General features: G+C 62.0%; 21 protein-coding genes and 1 tRNA gene. 12 read left to right on the top strand and 10 right to left on the bottom strand.

What is annotated here, in order from left to right:
- Positions 1 to 5: 5 nt before the first annotated feature.
- From OHD62_RS02015 to OHD62_RS02000, 4 genes are read right to left on the bottom strand one after another with little or no spacing between them, the layout of a single operon-like run.
- On the bottom strand, positions 6 to 599 hold the full coding sequence (locus OHD62_RS02015; RefSeq protein WP_263780559.1) for a HupE/UreJ family protein: 594 nt from the start codon (positions 597 to 599) through the stop codon (positions 6 to 8).
- Positions 600 to 631: 32 nt separating this feature from the next.
- On the bottom strand, positions 632 to 886 hold the full coding sequence (locus tag OHD62_RS02010; RefSeq protein ID WP_263780558.1) for a DUF1272 domain-containing protein: 255 nt from the start codon (positions 884 to 886) through the stop codon (positions 632 to 634).
- 25 nt (positions 887 to 911) lie between these two features.
- The gene (locus OHD62_RS02005; RefSeq protein ID WP_006325996.1) at positions 912 to 1,214 is read right to left on the bottom strand and encodes an urease subunit gamma; all 303 of its coding nucleotides are present in this window, start codon (positions 1,212 to 1,214) and stop codon (positions 912 to 914) included.
- Positions 1,215 to 1,257: 43 nt separating this feature from the next.
- A complete protein-coding gene (locus OHD62_RS02000; protein WP_412177351.1) occupies positions 1,258 to 2,043 on the bottom strand; it encodes an urease accessory protein UreD in 786 nt (261 codons plus the stop codon).
- Between the two features lie 258 nt (positions 2,044 to 2,301).
- Here OHD62_RS02000 and OHD62_RS01995 point away from each other — a divergent pair, with 258 nt between their 5' ends.
- From OHD62_RS01995 to OHD62_RS01985, 3 genes are all read left to right on the top strand, one after another.
- Positions 2,302 to 2,556, top strand: coding sequence for an acyl carrier protein (locus OHD62_RS01995; RefSeq protein ID WP_006325998.1), 255 nt, complete (start codon positions 2,302 to 2,304; stop codon positions 2,554 to 2,556).
- Positions 2,557 to 2,560: 4 nt separating this feature from the next.
- Positions 2,561 to 3,769 carry a beta-ketoacyl-[acyl-carrier-protein] synthase family protein gene (locus OHD62_RS01990; protein WP_263780556.1) on the top strand — a complete coding sequence of 403 codons (1,209 nt, stop codon included), beginning with the start codon at positions 2,561 to 2,563 and terminating at the stop codon, positions 3,767 to 3,769.
- 131 nt (positions 3,770 to 3,900) lie between these two features.
- Entirely contained in the window at positions 3,901 to 4,608 is a 708-nt protein-coding gene (locus OHD62_RS01985; protein WP_263780555.1) for a glutathione S-transferase family protein, read from the top strand.
- Between the two features lie 15 nt (positions 4,609 to 4,623).
- Here the strand turns inward: OHD62_RS01985 and OHD62_RS01980 are convergent, their stop codons facing one another.
- The 3 genes from OHD62_RS01980 to OHD62_RS01970 all read right to left on the bottom strand — a co-directional run bounded on the left by OHD62_RS01980 (position 4,624) and on the right by OHD62_RS01970 (position 6,910).
- Positions 4,624 to 4,995 carry a hypothetical protein gene (locus OHD62_RS01980; RefSeq protein ID WP_263780554.1) on the bottom strand — a complete coding sequence of 124 codons (372 nt, stop codon included), beginning with the start codon at positions 4,993 to 4,995 and terminating at the stop codon, positions 4,624 to 4,626.
- Positions 4,996 to 5,082: 87 nt separating this feature from the next.
- Positions 5,083 to 5,703, bottom strand: a complete 621-nt coding sequence (locus OHD62_RS01975; RefSeq protein ID WP_263780553.1) for a nucleoside/nucleotide kinase family protein — start codon at positions 5,701 to 5,703, stop codon at positions 5,083 to 5,085.
- A gap of 82 nt (positions 5,704 to 5,785) precedes the next feature.
- A complete protein-coding gene (locus OHD62_RS01970; RefSeq protein WP_263780552.1) occupies positions 5,786 to 6,910 on the bottom strand; it encodes a hypothetical protein in 1,125 nt (374 codons plus the stop codon).
- Positions 6,911 to 7,180: 270 nt separating this feature from the next.
- Here OHD62_RS01970 and OHD62_RS01965 point away from each other — a divergent pair, with 270 nt between their 5' ends.
- The 3 genes from OHD62_RS01965 (at position 7,181) to OHD62_RS01955 (ending at position 8,512) form a co-directional block, all read left to right on the top strand.
- Positions 7,181 to 8,122 (top strand): D-alanyl-D-alanine carboxypeptidase family protein, encoded by a 942-nt coding sequence (locus OHD62_RS01965; protein ID WP_263780551.1) that lies wholly within the window; start codon positions 7,181 to 7,183, stop codon positions 8,120 to 8,122.
- A gap of 21 nt (positions 8,123 to 8,143) precedes the next feature.
- A complete protein-coding gene (locus tag OHD62_RS01960; RefSeq protein ID WP_412177334.1) occupies positions 8,144 to 8,311 on the top strand; it encodes a hypothetical protein in 168 nt (55 codons plus the stop codon).
- A gap of 124 nt (positions 8,312 to 8,435) precedes the next feature.
- Positions 8,436 to 8,512 (top strand) — tRNA-Arg (locus OHD62_RS01955).
- A 148-nt stretch (positions 8,513 to 8,660) separates the two neighbouring features.
- Here the strand turns inward: OHD62_RS01955 and OHD62_RS01950 are convergent.
- Positions 8,661 to 9,623 carry an AraC family transcriptional regulator gene (locus tag OHD62_RS01950; protein WP_263780550.1) on the bottom strand — a complete coding sequence of 321 codons (963 nt, stop codon included), beginning with the start codon at positions 9,621 to 9,623 and terminating at the stop codon, positions 8,661 to 8,663.
- 214 nt (positions 9,624 to 9,837) lie between these two features.
- Here OHD62_RS01950 and OHD62_RS01945 point away from each other — a divergent pair, with 214 nt between their 5' ends.
- The 4 genes from OHD62_RS01945 (at position 9,838) to OHD62_RS01930 (ending at position 12,795) form a co-directional block, all read left to right on the top strand.
- Positions 9,838 to 10,608, top strand: a complete 771-nt coding sequence (locus OHD62_RS01945; RefSeq protein ID WP_263782262.1) for an alpha/beta hydrolase — start codon at positions 9,838 to 9,840, stop codon at positions 10,606 to 10,608.
- A gap of 193 nt (positions 10,609 to 10,801) precedes the next feature.
- The gene (locus OHD62_RS01940; protein WP_263780549.1) at positions 10,802 to 11,662 is read left to right on the top strand and encodes an alpha/beta fold hydrolase; all 861 of its coding nucleotides are present in this window, start codon (positions 10,802 to 10,804) and stop codon (positions 11,660 to 11,662) included.
- Positions 11,663 to 11,730: 68 nt separating this feature from the next.
- Complete coding sequence (locus OHD62_RS01935) at positions 11,731 to 12,225, top strand: DUF302 domain-containing protein (RefSeq protein ID WP_263780548.1); 495 nt, start codon at positions 11,731 to 11,733, stop codon at positions 12,223 to 12,225.
- A gap of 186 nt (positions 12,226 to 12,411) precedes the next feature.
- A complete protein-coding gene (locus OHD62_RS01930; RefSeq protein ID WP_318528727.1) occupies positions 12,412 to 12,795 on the top strand; it encodes a DUF924 family protein in 384 nt (127 codons plus the stop codon).
- On the opposite strand, the gene OHD62_RS01925 is transcribed toward OHD62_RS01930, so the two are convergent.
- Entirely contained in the window at positions 12,701 to 13,927 is a 1,227-nt protein-coding gene (locus OHD62_RS01925; RefSeq protein WP_263780546.1) for an oxalate decarboxylase family bicupin, read from the bottom strand. The genes OHD62_RS01930 and OHD62_RS01925 overlap by 95 nt on opposite strands.
- Before the next feature lie 257 nt (positions 13,928 to 14,184).
- Positions 14,185 to 14,766, bottom strand: a complete 582-nt coding sequence (locus tag OHD62_RS01920; protein WP_263780545.1) for an HdeD family acid-resistance protein — start codon at positions 14,764 to 14,766, stop codon at positions 14,185 to 14,187.
- 380 nt (positions 14,767 to 15,146) lie between these two features.
- On the opposite strand from OHD62_RS01920, the gene OHD62_RS01915 reads away from it, so the two are divergent.
- Positions 15,147 to 16,586 carry an ATP-binding protein gene (locus tag OHD62_RS01915; RefSeq protein ID WP_263780544.1) on the top strand — a complete coding sequence of 480 codons (1,440 nt, stop codon included), beginning with the start codon at positions 15,147 to 15,149 and terminating at the stop codon, positions 16,584 to 16,586.
- Positions 16,583 to 17,251 (top strand): response regulator transcription factor, encoded by a 669-nt coding sequence (locus OHD62_RS01910; RefSeq protein ID WP_263780543.1) that lies wholly within the window; start codon positions 16,583 to 16,585, stop codon positions 17,249 to 17,251. The genes OHD62_RS01915 and OHD62_RS01910 overlap by 4 nt, the downstream gene beginning before the upstream one ends.
- Positions 17,252 to 17,307: the final 56 nt, after the last annotated feature.

The following is a 17,307-nucleotide window of genomic DNA, read 5'->3' as shown; positions in this document are numbered from 1 at the left end:
CAGCCTCACAGAACGCCGAAGACGAGGCCGACGCCGACAGCGGCGCATGCACCACCGGCGACACGTGCAAGGCCGCGGAATCGCAAGCCGAGACCGAGGCCGGCAGCGATGCCGACGGCATGGAGTGCTGCCGTGGCGACGGCAAAGCCGGCCATGTATTCCAGCCCACCGGCGTTTTCCGGCACCTCGGTGCCATGGGCATAGCCATGGAACAGCGCGAACAGGCCGATGATGGCGACGCCGGCCGAGACCGGCAGATCGACAGCCATCGCGACCAGCAGGCCGAGCGCTACGACCGACGCCAATATGCCCGGCTCGACGAAGGGTACGGGCACATGCGCCATGCCGAGCGCGCCACCCACCAGCATGACGCCGACGAAGGCGAGCGGCCAGGCCCAGATCGCCTTGCCGCCCTTGAACGCCGCCCACAGGCCGACGGCGATCATCACCGCCATGTGGTCGAGGCCGGAAAGCGGATGGAAGAAGCCAGCCGTGAAGGACGATGTCGTGCCGATGCCGACATGAGCATAGGCAGGCATCGCCGCGGCCAGAAGCAGGATCGCCGAGAGCGTGGTGCGTTTCATCGGAGCAGGGATCATCGATATGCCTTCTCTACTGGGGATCATGCCGGTCAGGCTGCTTTGCGCGGACCGCAGCCTTCGGCCTTGAGCACGCGCTTGGTCGAGGCGGGGTATTTCTTCAGTTTCGCCGCCGGGCGGATCGGGCGCGGCGCAAAATTGCCGCCGCAGTTCGGACAGGCGCCGCCCAGCACATTTGTCGCGCAATCGGCGCAGAAGGTGCATTCGAAGGTGCAGATCAGTGCATCCGTCGCCTCCGGCGGCAGGTCCTTGTCGCAACATTCGCAGTTGGGGCGCAGTTCAAGCATTTTTCTCTCCTCACCTTATCGGCCCTCATCTTATCGGCTCGTGCACCGTCACCAGCTTGGTGCCATCGGGAAACGTCGCTTCGACCTGAACGTCGTGAATCATCTCGGCGATGCCTTCCATCACCTGCGCACGGGTCACGACATGGGCGCCGGCCTCCATCAGCTCGGCGACCGGGCGGCCGTCGCGAGCGCCCTCGACGACGAAGTCGCTGATCAGGGCGATCGCCTCCGGATGATTGAGCTTGACACCGCGTTCGAGCCGCTTGCGCGCCACGATGGCCGCCATGGCAATGAGCAGCTTGTCCTTTTCCCTTGGCGTCAGGTTCATGCGTTTTCCCGGATGGCATCAACAAAGAGTGGCGTAATCGAAATCAAAGTGACCATAATTTGGGCAGACCCGCCCGTCCGTTGAGCAATTCGACGAGCGGAACCAGCCGCTTGCGGAGCTGGTAGCCGTCCGCGGCGAACAGCCTCGCAAGAAGCTTGCCAGATTTCTTCATGCTCCAGACACTGGCGTCGCCCTCAGCGCCGATGATCTGCCTGGCCGGGTCGAGCAAAGCCTCCGCGCGCGGCGAGACCATCAGCAGCGTCGCCATGGCGATGGCGCCGCCGGCCACAGCGGAACGTCCGAGAGTGGCCGCAATGTCTGGCCCGATGCGGAAATCCTCGGCATGAACGAGCACGCCGTCCTGGCTGACCCGCCAGCGGTCATGGAAACTGCCCTGGGCAGCGCGTTCGCCCATGGCGAGGCGGCCGAAGACGGTCGCCTCGAGAAACAGCGCCTCGGCATTGGCGGCAAGTTCCACATCGAGCCTGCGGGCAAAGGCCGATCGGTCAAAGATAATGGTTTCCTGCGGCAGCCAGGCAATGCGGCCATGCTCGCCGACGCTCAGCCTCACTCGCACCTCCGCACGGCCGGATTCCGCCCGATAGACCTTCTCGCAGGCCTGAGTCGTTATGGTGGCGGAAGCGCCGGTGCCGACATCGATCTCCCAGCCGAGGCGGTCGCCGCCGGTCAGTCCGCCGGCGGTATTGATCAGGACGGCTTCCAGCGGATCGGCTGAGACGGCCGGCATGCGGATCTTGGCGGAACCATCTTGATAGAGGCGCCGCAGGCGCGTGCGGTCGCTATTCCTGTCGCAGGCAAGCCGCGCCATTCCGGCGACGCGCTGGGCCGGCGGAACCGAAGTCTGGTCATGTTCGATCGTGTCCACGACGCCAACGTTAAGCACTCCCACGGCTTTGTCGATATATAGCTTGTTGCTTGACAGCGTTTCGGTTTCTATAGAGGGAGCCACCTTGGAGCGGTCATGCAACGCCTGATGGGGTAAAAGGGCGACGACGATCCGAATCCGGGGACAAAGGGGCGCTGATCAGTTGGCGTCGGGAAACGACAAGGTTGGGGAAGAAACCGAATGGCTGATCAGCTGGCAACGGACATCATCGCGAAGATCAAGGCTCATGCCGAGCCCGGTGGCGAAGAAATCACCACCAATACCGAGTTGACAGCACTGGGCATCCATTCGCTGGAACTGACCGAGATCATCTTCGATCTCGAGGAGGAGTATGGCATCGAGATCGAGATGAACACGGTCGATGCCTGGAGCAATCTGAAGAATGTTGGCGACATGGTCGAGGCGGTTCGCGCGCTGATAGCGAAAAAAGCCTGACTGAATGCACAAGCGCGTCGTCATTACCGGCATCGGCGGCATTTGCGGGCTCGGCACCAATGCGCCTGCGATCTGGAGCGAAATGCGCGCCGGCCGCTCGGCCATCGGCCCGATCGTCAATTCGGAGCTGCATGACCTGAAGGTCAGGGTCGGCTGCGAAATCAGGGAGCTTCCCGATCACGGCATCGACCGCAAGCAGACCGTGTCGATGGACCGCTTCAGCCTGCTGGCGACGATCGCCGCGCGCGAAGCCGCGCAGCAGGCAGGCCTGGCTCCGCACCAAGACAACACCTACCGGATGGGCACCATCGTCGGCGTCGGCGTCTGCGGCTGGGAGGCGATCGAGGAGAGCTATCGCTCCATCCTGCTCGAAGGAAAGAATCGCGCCGGCATCTTCACCGTGCCGAAAGTGATGCCGAGCGCCGCCGCCGGCCATGTCAGTATGAATCTCGGCCTGCGCGGACCAGTCTTCGGCATCACCTCGGCCTGCTCTTCGTCCAACCACGCCATTGCCTCGGCGGTCGACCAGATCAGGCTCGGCCGTGCCGATGTCATGGTTGCCGGCGGCACCGACGCGCCGCTGGTCTGGGGCATCCTGAAAGGCTGGGAGGCGCTGAGGGTGCTGGCGCCCGATACGTGCCGGCCGTTTTCGGCCGATCGCCAGGGCCTGGTGCTTGGCGAAGGCGCCGGCATGGTGGTGCTGGAAACCTACGAGCATGCGATGGCGCGCGGCGCCGATATTCTTGCCGAGGTAGCCGGCGCCGGACTTTCCGCCGACGCGTCCGACATCGTCGCGCCGACCATCGAAGGGCCGGAGGCGGCGATGCGCTTCTGCCTCGTCGATGCCGGGCTCAATCCGGAAGATATCGACTATCTCAATGCGCATGGCACCGGCACCAAGGCCAACGACCAGATCGAGACGGCGGCGATCAAGCGCGTCTTTGGCGACTATGCCCACAGGCTTTCCATCTCGTCGACCAAATCGATGCACGCCCACTGCCTCGGCGCGTCGGGCGCGCTCGAGTTGATCGCCTGCGTCATGGCGATCCGCGAAGGGATCGTGCCGCCGACGGCCAATTTTCGCGAAGCCGACGCCGATTGCGATCTCGACATCACGCCGAATGTGGCGCGCGAGCGCAAGGTGCGCGCCGCGATCAGCAACAGCTTCGCCTTCGGCGGCACAAATGCAGTGCTGGCGTTCAAGGCTATCTGACCGCAAGCACCGTGCCACGATCCCGCCAGGCTGAAACTTTTTGTGCGCATATTGATCGCGCCGGGCGCTGTAATAACTCTCTTTCGCCGTGCCCGCGCCGCCCGGCGTAAAATCCCCGCCCAGGAGTTCCGATGACCGACCTGTCCGCCTTTCCGATCGCCACGCGCTGGCCAGCCCATCATCCCGACCGCATCCAGCTTTATTCGTCTCCGACGCCGAACGGCGTGAAGATTTCGATCGCGCTGGAGGAGCTCGGCATGCCCTACGAGGCGCATTTTGTGGACATCGGCAAGAACGAAAGCTGGACGCCAGAATTCCTGTCGCTGAACCCGAATGGCAAGATACCGGCGATGATCGACCCGGACGGCCCCGACGGCAGACCGATCGGCCTGTTCGAATCCGGCGCCATCCTGCTCTACCTTACCGACAAGACCGGCAAACTCATTCCGGCCGACCCGGTGCGGCGCTACGAGACGATCCAGTGGGTATTCTTCCAGATGGCCTCGATCGGGCCGATCTTCGGACAAGTGGGCTTTTTCAACAAATTCGCCGGGCGCGAGATCGCCGACAAGCGGCCGCTGGAGCGCTATCGCGACGAATCGCGGCGGCTGATCGGCGTGCTCGAAACCAGGCTGAAGGGCCGCAAATGGATCATGGATGACGACTACACCATCGCCGATATTTCGATGCTGGGCTGGGTGCGCAATCTGATCGGCTTCTATGAGGCGCGAGAGCTCGTCGGCTTTGACGACTTTCCCGATGTCGCGGCATGGCTGGAGCGCGGCCTTGCCCGGCCGGCAGTGCAAAGGGGCCTCAGCATCCCGGCCCGGCCTGAATAAACCGACCGTAGCCGCCTATTTTGCCTTGGCCCTGGTTTTGGAGCCACCCTTGCCCATGACGGAAGCGGCTAGGGAAGCTGCGCCCCTGGCGGTGGCGACAACGGCGCCGGCGGCAACATTGGCTGTGGTCTTGACCGTGCGCATGGCGCTGCCCGCAATGGAGCCGCCGCTGGTTGCCGGTTTTTTGGGCTTGGCAGGTCTTGGGGCGGCTTTTGCAGCTGCCTTGGCCGCTGGCACGACCTTCTTCGGCGCTGCCTTGCCGAAAACCGGCTTTGCATCCTTGGAGCGCGCGGCGATCGCGGGACCGGCGCCCGTTTTCGACTGGACTGATTTGGATTGAACTGCTTTGCCCTTGGCGGGCGCAGGTTTCCTTGCCTTGGTTGCCATCGGACGGTTTCCCTCGTGGCGGCACAATTGCCGTGTCGACCACAACGGCCTGAAAGTCTTAAGGTTCCGGCCCAGGCCTTCGGCGAATTAGGCGGGATCGCCGATCACCAGATCGGCAGGCCGGCGGCGGCCAAGCACGCGGTCGATGTTCGGCATGTCGTTGGAAGCGATCCAGGCGCGGGCATCCTCGTCGGAGCGGCCATGACCGTGCCATCGCTCGAGCAGCCGGCGCTCGAGTTCGGCGCGCGGCACATCGACAAAGATCGAGAAGTCGAACAAAGGCGCCAGTCGTGACCAAGGTTCCTCGTCAAGCAAGAGATAGTTGCCTTCGACCAAGATGAATTTGGTCTGCGTGCCGACGATGGAGGCGGCGGCGCGCGACAGTTCCATGCTGCGATCGAACACGGGAATCGCGATATCCGGCTCGCCGGCGCGGATGCGCTTCAGCAGCGTCTCGAAGCCGGCAAAGTCAAAGGTTTCAGGAGCTCCCTTGCGAGCGCGCAGGCCGCGCTGCTCGAGCACGATGTCGTCGTAGTGGAAGCCGTCCATCGGCACGACCTCCGAGGTGCCCTCCGGCAGCAGATCATGCAGGCTGGCCGACAATGTCGACTTACCGGCGCCCGGAGGGCCGGCGATGGCGACAATGAAGCGGCTCGCCTTGCCGGCGCGCTTGAAGATGGTGGCAGCGAGATGGGCAATCTCGGACATCGGAGGGTCAGCCTGGATTCGTGAGACAATTTCGGCCGCATCTTGGCGACAATTCGCGGAAATTTCAAACCACGCCGCGCATTCAGGCTGGAGCGGACCGGCCGATCCGCAGGAAATCGCTGTCGAAAGCAATGTCTCGCGTCGTACCATCGGCAGCCAGGATGCGCATCTTTCCCTGTCCGGTCGCGATGTCGCGCGGCGGCTCGCCGTTGTTCTGCGATCCTTCCCGGGTCTGCGGCAAGGCGCCGATGACATGGCGGAAGGAGAGACTGCGGCCTTCGGCAAGGGCAAAGGCGGTCGCCACGCCTTCCCGTTTCAACCAGTTGTCGCCAAGCGACGCGGCATGGCCGAGTGCGGTGCGCCCATCCTCGATGCCGAGCACGCCACGATGGCGGCCGCTCCACGGTGCGTAGTCGCGCCCGCCATTGCTGATCCACAGCATGGTGACCGGCAGTTCGGCCGGGTTCTTCAGCACCAGCACCAGATCCTGCTCGGCATGCCGGGCCAGAGCGGTCCAGCCCGGCCCGCCATGGTCGGCCTCGACCAAAGTGAGAAAGTCCTCACGCTCAAGGTCCATCCGGTAGTCGCCGAGATCGAGCGTGCCGCCGTCGGCGGCGGGAAACCGCGTCAGGTCGGCTGAACGGGCGGGATAGGCAAGGCGGAAGCGGCCGCGGGCCGGATCGGGCTCCAGCGGATCGGCCGGCGTGGCGGCAAGCCGCTTCGGCGAGAAGGCGAGCCTGCCGCCATTCTTCATTGCCGTCATCGGATGATGGGCAACGGAAATCGCGCCCGAACCACCGGAAAAGACGTGCTCCTGGTAAAGAAATGGATGGCCGTCACGCAAGGTCAGGATCTTGTTGACCACAGCGCCCATGACCTTGCGGCGCAGCCGGAAGGTGGCCCGCCAGCCATCGGCCGTCGGCTCGGAGGCAACGACATCCCAGGGGCTGTTGGCCGTCCAGCCATGCAAGGGTGCTGCCTCGACGTCGCTGCGCGAAAACGGCGCACATAGGAAATCGCCGGAAAGGTGCACCGTGCCCTCGGGGAGGTCTTGCGGCAGCGTCTCGCGCGGCTCGTCGATCCAGGGCGCGCGATGCAGCGGCTTCAGCCGGCGGCCGTCGATGTCGGCCGCCATGTCGGCGAGATGGCCGACCGCAAGATCGACCGACACCGAAATACCTTTTGCCTTGATCGTGACAATGTCCATGCGCACCTGCCGATTCTGTCGCGTCAGCAAAACCCGCTCAGCGCCGGTTGCGCAAGCGCAGCCACAGGCAATTCACATCAGACAGCCGCGGTGCTGGCAGGAAACAGGCGATTTCCCGGCGACGCATCCGCGATGGCTCCAACCCGTCTTCGCTGCCTGTGGACGGGCGGCAATCCCGGGCAAGACCGGCATTAACCAAATGGACGGGGCAAGCGCGTTACGCTAGGTTCAATCCGTCTCAGCAACAGCTTGCCTTCAGAATAGACCATTTTGTCCAAACCGCGTCTCTTTCCGCTTATCCAAAGATTTGTCGCGGCCTTCGCGCTGTTGGCGCTCGTCGCCGGCTGCACGACGACATCGCCCGACAGCATGCTGGCGGTGCCGGCGGCGCCACAGAAATATGCGGCTATCGTCGTCGATGCCAGAACCGGCCAGACGCTGTTCGAGGTGAATTCGACGGCGCCGCGCTACCCGGCGTCGCTGACCAAGATGATGACGCTCTACCTGCTGTTCGAGGCGCTGGATTCAGGCCGCGTCAGCAAAGAGACGCAGATTCCGGTCTCGGACAATGCCGCAAGGCAGCCGCCGACCAAGCTGCGCTTCAGGCGCGGCGAGACGATCGATGTCGATTCGGCGATCCGGGCGATCGTCGTCAAATCGGCGAATGACGTGGCGGTTGCAGTCGCCGAATATCTCGGCGGCAGCGAAGAGGCATTCGCCGGCATAATGACGGCCAAGGCGCGCCAGATCGGCATGCGCAGCACCGTCTTCCGCAACGCTTCGGGCCTGCCGGACGGCGACCAGCACACGAGCGCGCGCGACATGGCGGTGCTCGGCATGGCGCTGCGCGCCCGCTTCCCGCAGCAGTTCCACTATTTTTCCGAAAGCGACTTCATGTTCCGCGGCCGGCTGGTGCGCGGCCATAACGACATGTTGGGCCGGGTGCGCGGTGTCAACGGCATCAAGACCGGCTATATCAGGGCCTCCGGCTTCAACATCGTCACCTCCTACGAGACCGGCGGGCGCCAGCTCATCATCGTGGTGATGGGCGCCGATAGCGCTCGCAAACGCAACGACCATGTCGAGGCGCTGATCCAGCGGAGTCTCTCGCCGATGAGCGCGGATGCCAAGACAAGGCTGATGTACGCAGGGCAGCAGCAGACCGCTTCGCCACTCCCCGGTTTGCCGCCACCTGGTTTGCCGGATCCATAGACAGTCGGCGAAGAGCTGGAAGTGCGGCACCTGCACGAAAAGCTCGACTATTTGATCTCGCGCCAATGGACGCGGTTGGCAGAGATGCAGCTGATGCAACTGGACGCGATGAGCTGGCGGGGCGAAGAAGCCGAAGCGGGCGACGTGGGGGTGCGGAGACGGGCGGCGAAGGGTGAGGCGGCGGGGTGAGGTCACGCTTATGCCCTAAGGAAGCTACCCCAATTGACCGTTGAAGCCTGCTTCCGCTTCCGCTAAGAAGCCGTGGCTGGCCGGTTTACCGGCTGGTTCGTTTTCCGGATCGTCGATCCTGAAGGCACCCGTAGCTCAGCTGGATAGAGCGCTGCCCTCCGAAGGCAGAGGTCACAGGTTCGAATCCTGTCGGGTGCGCCACTTCCGAACAAAACTGGGAACTCTGGCTGGAGCCGCTCCGCCGCCGCCCATCACCGGACCTTCCAGAACCGTCCGTCTTCCGTGAATACGGATTTCCGTGCCGTCCAATTTGACGTGTCGATCACGGCGCGGAGAACGGGCGAGCGGGTCAATCGGCGACTTCTGCTTCCAGAATCTCCCCTTGCCTTCGGCCACCGTCAGAGCGGCGAACTGCTCGGTAACGGCCAGGCGATAGGCCGTGATGTCGATGGAACAGCTTCGAAAATGCGGCCGCGGTCTCGTAGCCGACACGGTTCGCAATCCGTGCAATCCCGTCGTCGCTTGTTTCGAGCAGAAACGCGGCCTCCGACATCCGGCGTGCGATCAGATAGCGGTACATGGACTCGCCAACGAGCTTGGTGAAGCGAGCCGAAAACGCCGAACGACCAAGTCCCACGCTTTGCCCGAGGTCGCCAAGCGTCCAGGGCCGATCCGGTCGTTCGTGGATCAACTGAAGTGCCGGTCCTATGTGCGGGTCCGCCATCGCCCCCAGCCACCCGCCTTCTCCGGGGCCGAGCGACTTGATCCAGCTTCGCAACACCTCGACGAAGAGCACTTCAGTCAGACGTGAGAGCGCGACGCCTTGTCCGGGACGCTCGAACGCCGCCTCGCTCACCATGCGTTGCAGAATCGCCTCGAGCCATCCTCCGTCTTCCGTCGGCTTCAGGAGAAGCACGGGCGGAAGCAATTCCAAAACGCTACCGCGCGAGGGCCGTGCCACAGTGAAATTACCACAGATCATCGTCGCGAGCGGCTGCTCGCCGCCTCCGTGACGAACGAGGCCAAGACGCCCGGCTAGTCGATCGATGTCGAGGATCGGTAACGGCTCCGTCCGGCTATCCGAGTAGATCACGTGGGGCTCGCCACGCGTGACGACAACAAAGTCGCCCTCTGTCATGTGGAGTTCTCGTCCCTGTTCGAGCGCGAGGGTAGCCGAGCCACGGCTGAGATAGTGGAACAGGGCGTAGGGGCGCCTTGGCAACGCGAGATTCCAGGGATGGCCGAGCTCGAAGTGGAACAGCAAGGTTCCGCCAAGGCGAACGCGATCGAGCACTTCAGCGAGGATGTCCATGCCACTGACGTTAATCCTCCGGACGGTCAGACACAACATTCGGACGATTGTGCCCTAGCGTCCGCGACCTTCGCGGACGATCTCATGTCGCAGCGGCCCGATGCGTCGTGCGGTCATCCATTTCGCAAAACGGCAGATGGAAGAACCGCGGCTTCGCACAGACGGCTGCCCATCCCCGGACGCGCGTCGTCCGTCATCCCAACAGGAGCAATCAATGCGAAATCTTCTACTTTCAGTCGCTACAGTCCTCATGGCCGGTGCAACAATTGCCGCACCCGCCCAATCGGCTCAACTGCCCAAGGGGGCGGCTCGCAATATCGTGCTCGTCCATGGCGCTTTCGTCGACCAGACAAGCTGGAAGCCTGTTGCCGATATCCTCACGAGGAGGGGCTACAACGTAACGCTCGTTGAAAATCCGCTCACCTCCCTCGAAGCGGACGTTGATGCCACCAGGCAGGCGCTCGCGAAACAGAACGGCAAGACCGTTCTCGTTGGCCACTCCTGGGGCGGCGTTGTCATCACGCAAGCAGGTGACGATCCGAAGGTCTCGGCGCTCGTCTATGTCTCCGCATTCGCGCCCGACGTAGGACAATCCCTGGCCACCCTGGCAAAGAGCGGTCCGGCAACCGAAGGCGGCGCGGCGATTCATCCCGACGAAAAGGGCGACCTCTACATCGATCCCAAAGTATTTCCTTCGGCAGTCGCGGCGGACCTTCCTCCGGAGATCGCCGAATCGCTGGCAAACCATCAACTCCCGTTGAACCACACAGCGTTCGAAGCGCCGGTCGATACCGCAGCCTGGCGCGACAAGCCGTCGTTCTATGTGATCAGCACAAAGGACAAGGTCATCGCACCCGAGGCCCAGAAGATGTTCGCAACCAGGATGCATGCCCGGACGACGCAGGTCGCCGGCAGCCATGCCTCGCTCGTCGTCCATGCGAAGGAAGTCGCCGAGGCAATTGAAAAGGCCTCGCTCGTGAAGTGACGATACCGCTCCGGCACTTCCGTGCCGGGGCGCCCACATTTCGTTTGAGGCGTGTGAGATGCCTCGGACCGCCAACGGCCCAGACCCAGCGAAGACCGCGGCAGCTGCAGCGACATGCTTGAGGAAAGTTTCGGTCGCTGGGTCACGCCGGTTACTCCCACTCGATTGTTTATGCCAAGCATCGGAGAATGACATGACTGAACTCGACACCATGAGCCAGGACGCCGCGACACTGGAAACGGCGCCCACCCGTTACATCGAAAGCAGCGGAATCCGCTTCGCCTATCGCCGCCTCGGCCGATCGACCGGAACGCCGCTCGTTCTCCTGCAGCATTTTTCGGGCAACATCGATGCATGGGATCCCGCCGTCGTGAATGTCCTGGCCGCCGATCGCCCGGTGATCGCTTTCGACAATGCCGGGGTCGGCCGCTCGACAGGCCAAACGCCCGACAATATAGCGGCGATGGCCCGAGACGCGGTCACCTTCATCAACCTGCTCGCCCTTTCCGAAGTCGATCTGCTGGGCTTTTCCCTTGGCGGCTGTATCGCCCAGCAGATCGCCGCCGAGCACGGACGGCTGGTCCGCAAACTCATCCTCGTCGGTACCGCTCCGAAAGGCGGAGAGGAACACCTGCTGGCAGTTCTCAAGGATGCGTTTTCCCAAGCCGAGGCCCCGGACCCTCGCCTGCCACTGTTCTTCACGAAGTCGTCCGCCAGCCAGTCGGCCGGCCTGGCGTTCCTGAAGCGCGCGAAGGTCCGTAAGGAAGATCGAGACATCGATAACGGCAGCACGGTGACTGATCCGCAAGCCAAGGCGCTTATTACCTGGTGCGCCACACCTGATCCCGAGCACGCCATCCTGCGCGCCATCCGCCAGCCTGCCCTTGTAGTCAGCGGCAGCCACGACACCATGCTGCCGGCGGACAATGCCTACGCAATGTTCAAGGTTCTAGGCAACGCCCAGCTGGTGCTCTATCCCGATTCCGGCCACGGCGCCCTGTTTCAGTACCACGATTTGTTCGTCAGCCACGTCCGGACCTTCCTGGAAGCGTAACCGGCGGTTGCATAATCGCGGCGCGATCGGTCGCACCTTTGTTCATGAAAACTGTTGCGGAGAAAGAAATGACAATCGCAAAGGTCGAGGTTGAGCGTTTCAGCCTCAAATGTTCCAAACCATTCGACGCCGTTGTGGCCGCGCTCAAGTTAGCGGTCGGGCAACCTGACATGGTCGAATTTTTCAAAGCGACGAGGGCTGCAGATTCCTTCACGGAACTGGAGCGTGCAGTGCAAAGCGGCCTGGGCCGCACAGGGCTTATGCTCTTCGCGGAATTCGACTTGGGCGCTATTCTGCGCCGCGAAACTGGATTCGACACTCCAAGGAGCATGCGATTCCTAGTGGGCAATCCACTCATCATGAAAGAAATGGTCAAGTACGTTCCCGATGCTGGATCTTACGCGCCAGTCACAGTCCTTGTCGATGAACGTCCCGATGGCGTGCATGTCTCCTATGACAAAATGGAGAGTTATCTGCTCTCTTATGGTAGTTTGGAGGCTCTTGCTGTCGCCCGCAATCTTGATGCGAACATCACAACTTTGTTGCGTGAATGCGCACGCTAGACCAATGATGACGCTTCAGGCGGATTAGAGTCCGTCCCGAAACGCATGACGTTCTCGCGATGGGACGGACGATCTCGACAGCGAGACGGGTTGCGGTCGCGACGCGCGGGCCTTGGTGGCCGGCGTCGGCGAAGACCCTCTCGCCCATGCCTATGACGAGAGGGCTCGCGCCTTTGGCTTGAAGGGCTGAAGAACGGCCATTTCGAAGCGCTGGAAAACGTCTGGCAGAAGACCACCTTCAAGATACCGCTGGAACACTGCGAATGCGCCGATCCGGCCGACCACCTCGCCAACCTCAACATCTCCATCGCGGACCGCATGATCGACGAGGCGCCACCGCATCTGCGGCAGGTCTGCGAGATGGGCGCAGCCCAGCCACGCAGGCACCGCGCGGTGATCGCCCGCTTCGGCCGCCACCCCCACCGCAATGCTGTTCTCAGGCGCGACAGCACGCCTAGAGATAGGGTGCGCGACGCTAGGCCGGCACGACGGGCGACTTCTCCCTGCGCAAGGCGTGCAGAAACTGCGAGTCGACGCGCAAACTGGCGCGGACCAATTCCGGCGGTGTGAGGGCAAGCCACTGATTCAGTGACACATCGGCGAAGTGGTCGCTCTTGAACACCTCCAAATATCGCAACGTCGTGTTGCCTGTGTTCTCGATGTAGTGGCCCATGGCAAAGGGTACGTAGCCGACGTCGTTGGCCTGGAAGTCGAATGTGCGGGCGGCGCCTGACGCCGCGAACACCCCCATACGGGCCTGACCCTGAATGTAGTACTGCCATTCGTTCGTATTCGGATGCCAATGCAACTCGCGCATAGCTCCCGGCTCGACCTCGACCAGGGCCGCCGCGATTGTTTTGGAAGCTTGGAACACGCTGCTGTCGGTAATTCGCGCAGTTCCATGTTTCATCTTGATCGGAGCCTGCGCCATCATGCGGTGGCTGAAGCTTTGCAGGACCTCAACCGCGCCCGCGATCTTGTCTGCGCCGAGCGGCCCCGGTACCGGCGCGGGAAACATGTAAAGCGCGCTGGGATCGGGGACGTTCGCAAGGCTCGATGCCGGAACGCCGAAATTCTTGGCGAGCACCTCGGGAGGCGTGTGCTTCAGAAAGTCGCTTAAAAGGAAGGTGTTGTCCTCGTCGAAGTCGCCGTCATCGAACACCAACAAAAATTCCGTCCCGTCTGGATCAAGGCCCTGGATCGAGTGTGGAATGCCCGGCGGGAAATACCACAGGTCACCCGCGCCGACGTCGTCGACGAAATTGTGGCCATTGGCATCGACCGCCGTGATGCGTGCTTTCCCGTACAGAACATAGGCCCACTCGGCCGCCTTGTGCCAATGCAACTCACGCACGCCGCCGGCATTCAGGCGCATGATCACGCCGGCAATGTCCTTGGAGACGCCGAGTTCGCGTGCGGTCACCTGCCGGGTCCAGCCGCCGGCGGACAGTCGGATATGGGCATCGTCGAACGAGAAACGCAGGTTCGGCAGGCTACCCGCATCCGTGTTCGGTGGGACCATCAGGTCCGGGTTCTGGGCTATTCGGGAAGGATTCATCGGACCAGGGTTGGTGCCGCCGCGGCCGTTGGCTATCGGGTCACTTTTCTGCGCCTGGGCCAGTGTCGCCGTCGTGAGCAAGCCGCCGGCTGCTGTCGCCGCCAGCATGGTTCGACGGGATATCTTGTCGGTGACTATGCTCATTTTGTTTCATTCCTTGCTGCGGTGGCTTCTCGACGGCGCGAATTGGTTCGGCCACGGACCGCATGAGTGTCCGCGTGGCACACGATATTGATCGGGCGCTGACGAGGTCTTTCTTGTTGACGCACGCAATAGCTGAATCGCACGATGATCGTGGCTGTCAGAGGTGGAGCGATGCGGAGGAACGCTGCTCGCGATCGTCTCAGGCGGCTTGCGGCAAATGGGAACGCTCAGGCTATCGCGCTCGCCTGTTTCTATTTTTACATCCATGACAACGCGCTGCTCTTCAGTCCAAAGCCGAATGCCAAGAGTGTCGCACCTTGCATGGTCAGGTCGATTGCCAGAATCGCGCCTGGCGCCGCCAAAGTATTGAGTGGCCGTCCGAAGAGGATGACAAGGCCCGCAACAAGCGTAACTACCCCTGAAAACGCAACCCAGCCCCAGGCCAGATGGCGCCTGGACTGGAGGCCTACCCAGAACCGCAGAATGCCTGCCGCAATTAGTGTGATTGCCAGCACGAGCGTGTAAGCCGAGGCTGCAAGCAGTGGATTGCGGAACGCGGCGATACCGGCGATTGCATAGGCGACGCCGCTTAACAGCCAGAATGCAAACGATCTCCATCCCTGAATATTGAAAGCGTGCACAACCTGCGCGATGCCGGCTACCGACATCAGCACGCCAATATAGAAGACGGATGGCACCGGAGCGGCGGACAAGTTCGCGAATCCCAGAAAGCCCAGGCTCAGCAGGGCGATGCCGAGCATGATAAAAAGCCAGCATTTTGCACGCAACTCCGGGAAGGCTGAGCCGAGACTGCCGGACCGTTCGATCGCATGTGCCATGAGTTCCTCCTTCAATTCAGCCGAGAAACGCCGCCGGATGTAAAAAGGCGAGCGGGTGGGTTCCGCCTAGGCGTTGAACCGGGCGTAATCCTGTTTCGTCATACCGCTCTCGTTGCCGCCAAGACTTGTGCGTTGTTGCCTTCGCCGGCTCTGATTTGCGTGTTTTCCGCAAGGCTCGCTCTCAAGCCTGTGTCGTTGACGGGCGCTCGATCCCTGGAGATTTGGTTTGCGGCGAGGCGTTGCAGTGACAAAGGTGCAATCAGGCACCGACGACCGCAATTTCGAACAAGCAGAAAGGATTCTGTTGGCTAGGGTGGAAGGTGCGCCACGGAGAGTCGATCAGCAGCGCAAGCGTCGACCAGGAACCGAGCAGAGACCTTATGCGGCACAGACTATCTCCGCCAGCATCCGGCAATTCGTGGCTGGTGGCGCCTCTAGCCATCCTGCTGGCGGCCGGAATATTCGTTGTCGATACGATTGATCCATTTTCTGGAGCGGTCGCGGTCCTCTATGTGGTCGTTATTCTGCTCGCAGGCGCCGCCTTCCGTAGGCGTGGCATTGTCTTGTGCTCATTCGCCTGTATAGCGCTCACCTCATTGAGCTTCTGGTTTGTTCACGGAGAGGAAGCCAGTGGAGGCGCGCTCAGCCGCTGCCTCATGAGCATCGCGGCCATCGCCATTACCACCCTTCTTGTGCTTAAAAACCAGTCGACCTCGACCGATCTATCTGAAAAGGCCCAACTGCTCGATTTGACGCATGATGCGATTTTCGTGCGCAGCATGGGCGGTATAATCACTTATTGGAATCGTGGCGCTGAAGCCATTTACGGCTGGTCCGCCCAATACGCGGCGGGAAAGTCCACCCATCAGCTCCTGCAGACAGTCTTTCCAGCCAAGTTGAACGAGATCAATCGGCAACTGCTCAGCTCCGAGCGCTGGGAAGGCGAGCTCGTGCACACGAAGCGGGACGGATCCGTCGTTGTCGTTTCCAGCCGCTGGTCGCTGAAGAAGGATGCCGATGGCCAACCGTTGGCGGTTCTCGAAACGAATACGGACATATCACAGCGCAGGCGCGCCGAAACCGAGGTCCTGAAGGCCCAGGCCGAACTCGCCCATGTGACACGCCTCACCACATTGGGTGAATTGACGGCCTCGATCGCGCACGAGGTGAATCAGCCGCTGGCCGGCATCGTTATGAATGGTGAGGCGTGCCTACGATGGATCGATCGGGACAAGCCCGATCTGGATGAGGTCCGCAGCGCGGTCAAGCGGAGCATCGCTGACGCTCAACGCGCCAGCGATATCGTCCATCGAATCCGGGCGTTGTCCAAGAAGGGTGACATCCAGATGGCCCTTGTCGACGTGAACGAGCTCGTCAACGAATCCCTCGTGTTGGTGCGGCATGAGCTCGTTGCAAATCGCGTTACCCTGAAACTGGATCTAGCCAACCGGCCGCTGCCCGCACTTGGCGACCGTGTCCAGCTTCAACAGGTCTTGATCAATCTGCTGATCAACGGGATTCAGGCAATGGCCTCCAGTAACACTGACTTCCGCGAAATTCTCGTTACGACGTCGATCGATGAATCGAACCAGGCAAATGTGAGGGTCCAGGATTCTGGACCAGGCATCGATCCCGATAGTGCGCGTCAGCTGTTCAAGGCCTTCTTCACCACCAAGGCGGATGGAATAGGCATGGGGCTGTCGATCTGCCGGTCGATCGTTGAGTCACATGGAGGCCATGTATGGATCGTGCCCAATCCAGGCGGCGGCGCGATATTCCAATTTTCCCTGCCACGCGTCGAAAAGGATGCCGGGTCATGATCCGACGCCCCGTCTCTCCCTCCCAGTCACAAGGCAACAACGGCGCCGTGCCTCCGACTGTTCTGGTCGTGGACGACGATCCGTCATTGCGTGAAGCTTTAAGCAGCCTCTTCCGATCTGTCGGTACGCGCGTCGAGCTTTTCGGTTCTGCTCCCGAACTGTTGAATAGTCGGCTTCCCGACGGTCCAAGCTGCCTTGTGCTCGATATCAGGCTGCCGGAGGTGAGCGGACTCGAATTTCAAACGCAGTTGGGCAAGGCAGGCATTCACCTGCCGATCATTTTCATGACCGGTCACGGCGACATTCCGATGTCCGTGCGAGCCATGAAGGCCGGCGCGGTCGATTTCCTCACCAAGCCCTTCCGGGATCAGGATATTCTGGATGCAGTCGCCGGCGCTCTGGAGCGCGACAGGCAACGGCGAGAGAGAGACCTGGCGCTGTCGGAGCTGCAGAGCCTTCTGCGCACCCTGACCCCTCGGGAGCGCGAAGTGATGGCATTTGTCGCGACTGGATTGATGAACAAGCAAATCGCCGGCGAGATGCAACTCAGTGAAATCACGGTGAAAATCCACCGCGGGCGCCTGATGAAGAAAATGGGCGCCAGAACTCTAGCCGACCTGGTGAAGATGGCCGGCGCCCTGGGGATAGACGCTCCCGGGAAATAACTTTGTTACACCTCTGTATAACTTTCGCTTTCGCGGCCGAAGGCGCAGTATCTCGC

It is taken from the genome of Mesorhizobium sp. YC-39, from assembly GCF_025753795.1.
In the GTDB taxonomy this organism is placed as follows: Bacteria; Pseudomonadota; Alphaproteobacteria; order Rhizobiales; family Rhizobiaceae; genus Mesorhizobium.
Note: the sequence above shows the minus strand (reverse complement) of the source record. Positions and strands in the feature narration are given on the sequence as shown.

Bases quoted from the DNA above. Each gene is read 5' to 3' on its own strand.
- OHD62_RS01970 (WP_263780552.1), bottom strand. From the start codon at position 6,910: ATGGACATTGTCACGATCAAGGCAAAAGGTATTTCGGTGTCGGTCGAT.
- OHD62_RS01940 (WP_263780549.1), top strand. From the start codon at position 10,802: ATGACTGAACTCGACACCATGAGCCAGGACGCCGCGACACTGGAAACG.
- OHD62_RS02015 (WP_263780559.1), bottom strand. From the start codon at position 599: ATGATCCCTGCTCCGATGAAACGCACCACGCTCTCGGCGATCCTGCTT.
- OHD62_RS01980 (WP_263780554.1), bottom strand. From the start codon at position 4,995: ATGGCAACCAAGGCAAGGAAACCTGCGCCCGCCAAGGGCAAAGCAGTT.
- OHD62_RS02000 (WP_412177351.1), bottom strand. From the start codon at position 2,043: ATGGCGCGGCTTGCCTGCGACAGGAATAGCGACCGCACGCGCCTGCGG.
- OHD62_RS01910 (WP_263780543.1), top strand. From the start codon at position 16,583: ATGATCCGACGCCCCGTCTCTCCCTCCCAGTCACAAGGCAACAACGGC.
- OHD62_RS02010 (WP_263780558.1), bottom strand. From the start codon at position 886: ATGCTTGAACTGCGCCCCAACTGCGAATGTTGCGACAAGGACCTGCCG.
- OHD62_RS01925 (WP_263780546.1), bottom strand. From the start codon at position 13,927: ATGAGCATAGTCACCGACAAGATATCCCGTCGAACCATGCTGGCGGCG.
- OHD62_RS01975 (WP_263780553.1), bottom strand. From the start codon at position 5,703: ATGTCCGAGATTGCCCATCTCGCTGCCACCATCTTCAAGCGCGCCGGC.
- OHD62_RS01945 (WP_263782262.1), top strand. From the start codon at position 9,838: ATGCGAAATCTTCTACTTTCAGTCGCTACAGTCCTCATGGCCGGTGCA.
- OHD62_RS01990 (WP_263780556.1), top strand. From the start codon at position 2,561: ATGCACAAGCGCGTCGTCATTACCGGCATCGGCGGCATTTGCGGGCTC.
- OHD62_RS01920 (WP_263780545.1), bottom strand. From the start codon at position 14,766: ATGGCACATGCGATCGAACGGTCCGGCAGTCTCGGCTCAGCCTTCCCG.
- OHD62_RS01985 (WP_263780555.1), top strand. From the start codon at position 3,901: ATGACCGACCTGTCCGCCTTTCCGATCGCCACGCGCTGGCCAGCCCAT.
- OHD62_RS01995 (WP_006325998.1), top strand. From the start codon at position 2,302: ATGGCTGATCAGCTGGCAACGGACATCATCGCGAAGATCAAGGCTCAT.
- OHD62_RS01915 (WP_263780544.1), top strand. From the start codon at position 15,147: ATGCGGCACAGACTATCTCCGCCAGCATCCGGCAATTCGTGGCTGGTG.
- OHD62_RS01935 (WP_263780548.1), top strand. From the start codon at position 11,731: ATGACAATCGCAAAGGTCGAGGTTGAGCGTTTCAGCCTCAAATGTTCC.
- OHD62_RS02005 (WP_006325996.1), bottom strand. From the start codon at position 1,214: ATGAACCTGACGCCAAGGGAAAAGGACAAGCTGCTCATTGCCATGGCG.
- OHD62_RS01950 (WP_263780550.1), bottom strand. From the start codon at position 9,623: ATGGACATCCTCGCTGAAGTGCTCGATCGCGTTCGCCTTGGCGGAACC.